Source organism: Lactobacillus equicursoris DSM 19284 = JCM 14600 = CIP 110162 (assembly GCF_001434815.1).
GTDB lineage: Bacteria > Bacillota > Bacilli > Lactobacillales > Lactobacillaceae > Lactobacillus > Lactobacillus equicursoris.
In genome coordinates this window covers 1-7,971 of record NZ_AZDU01000063.1, presented here as the reverse complement: position 1 = coordinate 7,971, position 7,971 = coordinate 1, and the positions used below count along the sequence as shown (strand labels likewise).

The window sequence follows — 7,971 nt, the reverse complement described above, 5'->3', positions numbered from 1 at the left end:
AACTACCAGCAGCATTTTAATAATTAGGAATTGGTCGTACTCAACTACGACCGATTTTTTAATCTTCAAGTACAAAACTGACTCAACTGCGTTTTAGCTTTTAATAATTCGAATTATGAGAGACGAAGAACTAGTTGAGTCAATTTTAGGGAGAATTATGAGAAAAGTTCCTGTAGTTGAGTACAACATAGGAAGAATTATGAGAAATATGGCTGTAGTTGAGTAAAGTCGTGTAGCAATTATGAGAAAGGCTTCTGTAGTTGAGTAAAAAGTTGCCGCGATTATTAAAAAGTCCGGTTTAGTTGAGTCAAATTTGCGGCTAAGCTTGTCCTAGTTAATTGACTGCTTGGCTTGAAAGACGTGCTACAGGCTCTTTTTGAGGCGTCAGCGAGCTGACAGTAGTTTCGACTTTTTACAAAATTGTCTGCCTATTAGAACACTTTGGAACGTTTCCTTAAGTTTGTTATATAAACGCAGATAGCGAAAAAATTTCGGGCAAAAAAGTTGTAATAATAAGTGGAGGCAAAAAAATGACTAATAACCTTACCCACTGGTTTACGACCGGAACCGAAAGAACAATTTCCAATGAGCGTGCAATTCAGTCTGCAGTAAAGTTAGAGAAGCTGCTAAATAAAAACTATGACTGTTTAAGACAACTTTCGTTAAGCAATGTCTGGGAGCTCCGAAAGCTTAATGAGCTTTTTGAGCAATATAATCGTGTTTATTCCAGCTTAAATATGCCAATATTAACTGCCAAACAACTGAATAACGTGAGCTACTTATTGGCTGGTGCGGCAGGCGAGCAACTTGTTACTCAAACTATTAACAAGATACGCAATTCTAAAAAAGTGATTTTCCATAATGTGGTGTTGCCCTATCAATATGGACGAGACTGGTCAAGGAGCGACAATCAGATTGATAATCTCGTTGTTGCTGATACGGGAATTTTCGCTTTGGAAGTGAAAGCACGAAGTATTGATCATGGTACTTTTGATTTTCGAGCTCTTTCTTCAAAAATTAATGATCAGCTTGCCTTTCACAAAGAAGCAATATTAGATTGTTTGGCTGATGCCAAAATCGACATTCCGTCAACTGCAGTTAAAACTTTTCTAGTAATTGTTGATCGGACAGGAGCAGTTGACTTTGAGATCATCAATCAGGGCCAATTACTGCACTCTGGTTCAGAAGCGTTAAAACTGAATGAACTAAATCTGCGAATAAGCAATGGTGAAACTAATGCCCTTTTTACTACGGAACAGGTTCAGCAAATTGCTAGGGTAATTCGAACCGGTGCAGTATCTGATAGAAGAAGGTATAAAGACAACGTTACTTTCAATCTCACGAGTGATGACTTGGAAAAGATTAATCAAGTATCCATGGCCTGCCGCTATCATGTTCCGACTGATCAAATCGTCACTTACCACAACCATCTAAATAAAATTCCACTTATTGGTTTAAGCGGACCTCAACAGAATGCTTTTTGGTACATCGTAGGAAAGGCATATGGACAAGGTGGATCCTTAATTACGCTAACTAAAAATGAACTAAAAGATGCGATTTTTTTGCCATCAAAGAGTCCCAGATATTTAGATAACAACCTTGTTAAAGTGGCTGCATTTATGAAAGAAACAGGTCTCTTTGTTAAGGCGGAGTACTCAGCGGGCATAATGAAGGTGGCAGTCGATAAAAAGCTCAGCCGATACAATGGAGATCTGTGTTCATGGAATTATAATTTACTGCGCCAAATCAAGTATAAATGGGCAAAGACGCTCTTTAGATTGCTAGTTTCAACGGCTGAATATGGCTCGTGTCGCCTATCTTTTCAAGATTTGCGCCACCTACTGGCAATCCCGCCAAGCTACCGAAATCATAAAGTTGCGTCAGAAATTATTAGGAAGTCGGTCATCTATTTGGCCCCGTTTTTTAGGGGATTAAGCTATCAGTTTGAGCGTGGCAAGTCAAATCAGATTATTGGGGTGGCTTTTACTTATCAAGCACACGATATGTTAAACCTTGAATGGAAAAATCGTTTTTTGAACAATATTGAAAGCAACCCAATCTTAACCAATGAAGAAAAAGGACTAGCTCGAAAAATATTTGATGAAAATTTTTTAGGTAGTTGAGTCAATTTTGGAATTGAACATTAAAAAAATGGCCCTAGTTGAGTAAACAACGGGGCCAAAAATGAGAATAACTGTTTTAGTTGAGTAAAGAAAAAAGTAAAGATTAAAAATCAGCTTTTAGTTGAGTCAATTTTGAGACAAATTATGAGAAAAATCAGCTTAGTTGAGTAAATTCGCGTCCCACAAGCCGCGTTTTTTACTTGTCCCACTTCAGCCCGACACCGGAAAAGCCGCTCAAGATCGAGAAGATTGGTGAAAAGAGGCTAAAGAAGGTGAAGGGCAAAAAGGCCAAGACTGGCACGCCCAGGGTGGAGGCGGCGAAGGAACCTGCCACGCCCCACGGAATCAGGTAGTTGATGACGCTGCCGCCGTCTTCCAGAACCCGGCTGAGGGCCAGGGGCGACAGGCGAAGCTTCTTGAAGGCAGACTTAAAGGCGTTGCCGGGCAGAATCACTGACAGGTACTGCTCGCCGACGAAAAGGTTGATGCCGATTCCCGCCAAGATAGTGGCAGTAATCAGGCTGCCTGGCTTTTTCAAGTGGTCGATCAAGGGCTTCATGGCGCTTTCGATAATGCCCACGTGCATCAAGATCCCGCCAAGAGCCAGGGTCATGATGATCAAGGAAACAGTGCCCATCATCGATGAGATCCCGCCCCGGGTCAAGAGGGCGTCGACAGCCTTATTGCCGGTCTTTGATACAAAGCCGCTTTCGATTAGGCTTGCCAGGCTGCTGGCCCCAAAGCCTGCTGGTTTTTGGATAAAAATCATCCCGACTGACAAGAAGATATTGGCAAAAAGCGTCTCGATCGCCGGCACCTTTTTCCAGGCGCAGACGAACATCAAGATGATTGGCAGGGCTGCCCAGGCCGACACGGAAAAGTTTTTAGTTAATACATTTTCAACCGCCGTAATATTAGCTAAAGAGGCGGCCTTGCTGCTTTGGCCCAGGAAGAAAAAGAGGACGAGCGAAACCAAGAAGGCTGGGATGGTCGACCACATCATGTTCTTGATGTGGTCAAAAAGGTCGCTTTCGGCCACGGCTGAGGCCAGGTTGGTGGAGTCAGACAGTGGCGACATCTTGTCGCCAAAAATAGCCCCGGAAATGATGGCACCGGCAGTAATTGCCGGGTTGATCCCCAGCGTGTTGCCCATCCCGAAGAGGGCGATGCCGACCGTTGAAATGGTGGTAAAGCCAGAACCGATGGCCAAGCCCACCATAGAGCAGACCAAGAAGACCGATGGCAGGAAAAAGTGGACGCTGATCATGTGAAAGCCCACCACCATTAAAGAAGGAATAATCCCGGCTTGGATCCAGACGGCGATCAGGCTACCGATTAATAAGAAGATAAAAATTGGCACAATCGCAGTCGAAATGCCTTCGGTGATCCCCTTCATGAGCTCTTTAAAAGAGTGCCCGCGAAATTCCAGCCAAAAGATCAACAGGCCGATCACGGTTAAAACTGGCAGCTGGGGCGACAGGCCCAGGCCAATCACGCCGATTCCCAAAACGCAAAGCATGCCAATTAAAATAACAACAGCTTCCTTAAAATTGATTTTATCTTTCATTGCTTTCTCCCAAAACAAAAAAGTCCCAGCCAGGCCAAAGCCTAGCTGGGACGAAAGAAACGTGGTACCACCCGCAATTCGTGAACGCAGTTCACCTCTTTAGCAGTAACGCCGCTTAGCGTGCAAACGCGTAATTCGGACCAGCAGCCTGCCCGGCTCGCATCAACCGCCGGTTTTCTGAACTCTGAGCTGCCTGCCTACTAAAGATTGCTTGCAGGTAATCTGAATTGCTTACCACTATATCATTAAAAAAATCTGTCTGCAAGTCAAAGACTCAGCAAAATTTAACATTTCAACTTTCCTATCACTAAAAAGCGCTGTGATTGAAATCATAAGGTACTTTTCAGTAAGCGATGAAATTACTAGCAAAATTACAAAAGAAAAACTGACTAAAAGGTGTTGACCATTCGTAATTTCTTTGTTAATATTAATGCATATGACTTGGAGTAGTACTCAAGTGGCTGAAGAGGCGCCCTTGCTAAGGGTGTAGGTCGGGAAACTGGCGCCAGAGTTCGAATCTCTGCTACTCCGCTACGAATTCATAAGCACAGGATCAATTTGATCCTGTGCTTATTTTTTTACAGTATTCAAAAAAATACTTACACTTTTGAATGATTTTCACTTCTCAAGATAAATTTAACAAAAAACTGAAAAAGGTTTCAGTTGGCCCTTTACGTAAGCGGTTTATATAGTATAATGGGTATGTACCGAAGTTTTTGAGGAGGAAATATCATGGTAGGAATTGTTTTAGCTAGCCATGGCGGTTTTGCAGACGGCATTGCTGAATCTGCACAAATGCTCTTTGGCCCACAAGACAATTTTGCCCATGTCATTCTGAAGCCTTCAGAAGGCCCAGATGATATTAAGGGTAAGATGAATGAAGCTGTTGCTTCTTTTGCTGACCAAGATCAAGTTTTGTTCCTGGTCGATTTGTGGGGTGGCACGCCTTTCAACCAAGCCAACGGTTTGCTCGATGGTCACGATGACTGGGCAATCGTTTCTGGCATGAACTTGCCAATGGTAGTCGAAGCATTGACCCAAAGAATGATCAATGACAAGGCTACGGCAAAGGAAATTGCTACGGCGATCATTAAGCCAGCAAAGGATGGTATCAAGACCAAGCCTGAAGACTTAATGCCTAAGGAAGAAAAGGCCGCTCAACCACAAGCATCAAACGCACCTAAGGAAGCTATTCCTGAAGGCACTGTATTAGGCGACGGTCATATCAAGATCGTTGGTGCTAGAATTGACTCACGTTTGCTTCACGGTCAAGTGGCAACGGGTTGGATTCCATCACTTCACCCAGACCGGGTTATCGTGGTTTCTGACAAGGTTGCCAAGGACAACTTGCGTAAGAGCATGATCCGCGAAGCTGCTCCAGCTGGCACTGTGGCTCACACGGTTCCGCTGAAGAAGATGAAGGAAATTTCTGAGGACCCACGTTTTGGTACTACTCATGCCTTCTTGCTTTTCGAAAACCCAGAAGACGCTCTGGCAACGATCAAGAACGGCGTAGATATCAAGACTTTGAACGTTGGCTCAATGTCATACAGCAAGGGCAAGGTTAATGCCAACACTGTTTTGTCAATGGACCAAACTGATGTCGACACTTTCCGTGAACTCGAAAAGATGGGCATCAAGTTCGACGTTCGGAAGGTTCCTTCAGACAACCCAGAAAACATGGACTCAATTCTGAAGAAGGCACAAAGCTTGCTTGATGAACAAAAGAATTAGTGGGAAAAGGAGTTAAAAATGAACTTAAATGCTATTCAAGTCATTTTGGTGATTGTGGTAGCTTTCCTTGCCGGGATGGAAGGTATCCTGGATGAATGGGAATTCCACCAACCATTAGTTGCTTGTACTTTACTTGGCTTAGTTACTGGCAATCTTACTTTAGGTATTGTCCTCGGCGGTTATTTGCAAATGATCGCCTTGGGTTGGGCTAACATCGGTGCCGCTGTTGCACCTGACGCCGCTTTGGCAGCCGTAGCCTCAGCCCTGATCTTGTTCAAGGGTGGTCAAGGTACCAAGGGTATTGGTACTGCCACTGGTTTGGCCATCACTTTGGCCGTAGCCGGCTTGTTCTTGACCATGATTGTTCGTACCATTTCAACGGCCATTGTTCACATCATGGACAAGCACGCTGAAGAAGGTAACTGGAGAATGATCAACGTATGGCAATGGATCGCTGTCTGCCTTCAAGGTCTGCGTATTGCCATCCCAGCAGCTTTGCTTTTGGCTGTTCCAAGTTCAACTGTTCAAAACGCTTTGAACTCAATGCCAGCATGGCTTTCAGAAGGTATGACCATCGGTGGTGGTATGGTTGTTGCCGTAGGTTACGCTATGGTTATCAACATGATGGCTAGCCGTGAAGTATGGCCATTCTTCGCTATTGGTTTTGCTTTGGCCGGCGTTAAGGACTTGACTTTGATCGCCCTCGGTGCAATTGGTTTGTCTCTTGCCCTGATGTACTTAGCTTTGGAAGCTAACGTAAGCAAGGGTTCTGGCGATAGCGCTGCAGCAGGTACTGGTGACCCGCTTGGCGATATCATCGATGACTATTAAAAATCAGGCCAGAAAGGAGAGACAAAATCATGACTGAAAAGAAAGTAACTTTATCAAAGCGTGATCGTTGGGATGTTATGTGGCACTCACAACTTCTGCAGGGTTCATGGAACTACGAAAGAATGCAGAACGGTGGTTGGGCCTACAGTATGATCCCAGCTTTAAGAAAGCTTTACCCAAAGAAGGAAGACATGGCTGCTGCTTTGCAACGTCACTTGGTCTTCTTCAACACTCACCCATACCTTGCTTCACCAATCATCGGTGTTACCCTGGCCTTGGAAGAAGACCGTGCAAACGGTGCAGAAGTTGACGACGAAGCTATCCAAGGTGTTAAGGTTGGTATGATGGGGCCTTTGGCCGGTGTCGGTGACCCTGTCTTCTGGTACACCATTCGTCCAATTATCGGTGCCCTTGGTGCCTCAATGGCCGTCGATGGCAACATCATGGGGCCAATCTTGTTCTTCGTCTTGTGGAACGTTATCCGTATCGCCTTCTTGTGGTACACTCAAGAATTGGGCTACAAGGCTGGTGCCGCTATTAGTGCCGACCTTTCAGGTGGTCTTTTGAAGAAGGTTACTCGTGGGGCTGCCATGATGGGTATGTTCGTCCTGGGTGCCTTGATCGAACGTTGGGTAAGCATTACCTTTACTGTTCAAGTTTCCAAGACGCCAGTTCAATCTGGTGGTTACATCGACTGGAGCAAGCTGCCAAAGGGTGCAGCTGGTATCCGCGAAGCCTTGACTCAACAAGCTGCTGGCTTGTCACTGTCTAAGTACAAGGTTACTACCTTGCAAAACAACTTGGACAGCTTGATCCCAGGTTTGGCTGGTTTGCTGCTTACCTTCCTTTGCATGTGGCTGCTTAAGAAGAAAGTTTCACCAATCGTTATTATCTTGGGGATCTTCGTTGTTGGTATCCTCTTCCACGTATGGGGCTTAATGTAAAAATCAATCATGGCTCAATCAATGAATAAAGAAGTCGATCTGGCAACCAATGCAACTTGGTTTCGGACCATGCCGGTTTACGGCAAGATCATGATCGGCGATGAAGCTTATGAATTTTACAACGAAAAGAATGTCGAAGATTATGTCCAAATTCCTTGGGATCAGGTCACTTATGTCGTAGCTGACGTTCACTTCAAGGGCAAATATATCCCGCGTTTTGAAATCAGAACCAAGAAAGATGGCAAGTTCATCTTTGCGACTAAGGACCCAAAGAAAACCCTGCGGGCCATCCGGAAGTACGTTCCGGCGGACCACATGCGGCAAGCCTTGGGAGTTGGCGGCACGATCAAGCTGTTCTTTACCCGTCACAAGAAGAAATAAGTAAAAAAGTCTGGACGCTGGTCCAGGCTTTTTTGCATGCTTGTTTAATATGGTAAAAATTCCATCTCTAGAGCTCCTTAGATCTTTCCAGGTAGATTAAGCTTAGGCCAGCTACGAACAAGGAAAATTGAGCTTCTAAAAATGACAGAAACAAAGAAATAGACCGTAAGCACCCAATAGCGCAGTATCTATCAACCCCCAGTCAATAGTCATATACTGTTCTTAACAATTGAATACGGAGGAACACGATATTATGACTGAACATCAAATCGTACCGCTCGAGCTGCCGAAGGACAAACTCAGACCTAGGAATAAGCTTCCAAAGAACAGGCTCGTTCTCAATCTGAAGTCCAATGGAGTTGAGCTGTCATTATTAGACACTCAACGTCTG

At 44.6% G+C, this 7,971-nt stretch carries 6 protein-coding genes and 1 tRNA gene; 6 read left to right on the top strand and 1 reads right to left on the bottom strand.

What is annotated here, in order from left to right:
• Window positions 1-530: 530 nt before the first annotated feature.
• Window positions 531-2,123 (top strand): NERD domain-containing protein, encoded by a 1,593-nt coding sequence (locus FC20_RS08790; protein WP_008462620.1) that lies wholly within the window; start codon window positions 531-533, stop codon window positions 2,121-2,123.
• A gap of 196 nt (window positions 2,124-2,319) precedes the next feature.
• Here the strand turns inward: FC20_RS08790 and nhaC are convergent, their stop codons facing one another.
• Window positions 2,320-3,690 (bottom strand): Na+/H+ antiporter NhaC, encoded by a 1,371-nt coding sequence (gene nhaC, locus FC20_RS08785; RefSeq protein WP_008462618.1) that lies wholly within the window; start codon window positions 3,688-3,690, stop codon window positions 2,320-2,322.
• Between the two features lie 443 nt (window positions 3,691-4,133).
• Between nhaC and FC20_RS08780 the strand changes: the two genes are divergently transcribed.
• The 5 genes from FC20_RS08780 to FC20_RS08760 all read left to right on the top strand — a co-directional run bounded on the left by FC20_RS08780 (window position 4,134) and on the right by FC20_RS08760 (window position 7,580).
• Window positions 4,134-4,221 (top strand) — tRNA-Ser (locus FC20_RS08780).
• Between the two features lie 201 nt (window positions 4,222-4,422).
• Window positions 4,423-5,424, top strand: a complete 1,002-nt coding sequence (locus tag FC20_RS08775; RefSeq protein WP_008461273.1) for a PTS sugar transporter subunit IIB — start codon at window positions 4,423-4,425, stop codon at window positions 5,422-5,424.
• A gap of 18 nt (window positions 5,425-5,442) precedes the next feature.
• Entirely contained in the window at window positions 5,443-6,255 is an 813-nt protein-coding gene (locus FC20_RS08770; protein WP_008461271.1) for a PTS mannose/fructose/sorbose transporter subunit IIC, read from the top strand.
• 29 nt (window positions 6,256-6,284) lie between these two features.
• Window positions 6,285-7,199, top strand: coding sequence for a PTS system mannose/fructose/sorbose family transporter subunit IID (locus FC20_RS08765; RefSeq protein WP_008461268.1), 915 nt, complete (start codon window positions 6,285-6,287; stop codon window positions 7,197-7,199).
• Between the two features lie 9 nt (window positions 7,200-7,208).
• On the top strand, window positions 7,209-7,580 hold the full coding sequence (locus FC20_RS08760) for a DUF956 family protein (RefSeq protein ID WP_008461266.1): 372 nt from the start codon (window positions 7,209-7,211) through the stop codon (window positions 7,578-7,580).
• Window positions 7,581-7,971 lie beyond the last annotated feature (391 nt).

What these genes read in the sequence shown, in the direction of transcription:
- FC20_RS08790 (WP_008462620.1), top strand. Translation starts at nt 531, where the DNA reads ATGACTAATAACCTTACCCACTGGTTTACGACCGGAACCGAAAGAACA.
- nhaC (WP_008462618.1), bottom strand. Translation starts at nt 3,690, where the DNA reads ATGAAAGATAAAATCAATTTTAAGGAAGCTGTTGTTATTTTAATTGGC.
- FC20_RS08775 (WP_008461273.1), top strand. Translation starts at nt 4,423, where the DNA reads ATGGTAGGAATTGTTTTAGCTAGCCATGGCGGTTTTGCAGACGGCATT.
- FC20_RS08770 (WP_008461271.1), top strand. Translation starts at nt 5,443, where the DNA reads ATGAACTTAAATGCTATTCAAGTCATTTTGGTGATTGTGGTAGCTTTC.
- FC20_RS08765 (WP_008461268.1), top strand. Translation starts at nt 6,285, where the DNA reads ATGACTGAAAAGAAAGTAACTTTATCAAAGCGTGATCGTTGGGATGTT.
- FC20_RS08760 (WP_008461266.1), top strand. Translation starts at nt 7,209, where the DNA reads ATGGCTCAATCAATGAATAAAGAAGTCGATCTGGCAACCAATGCAACT.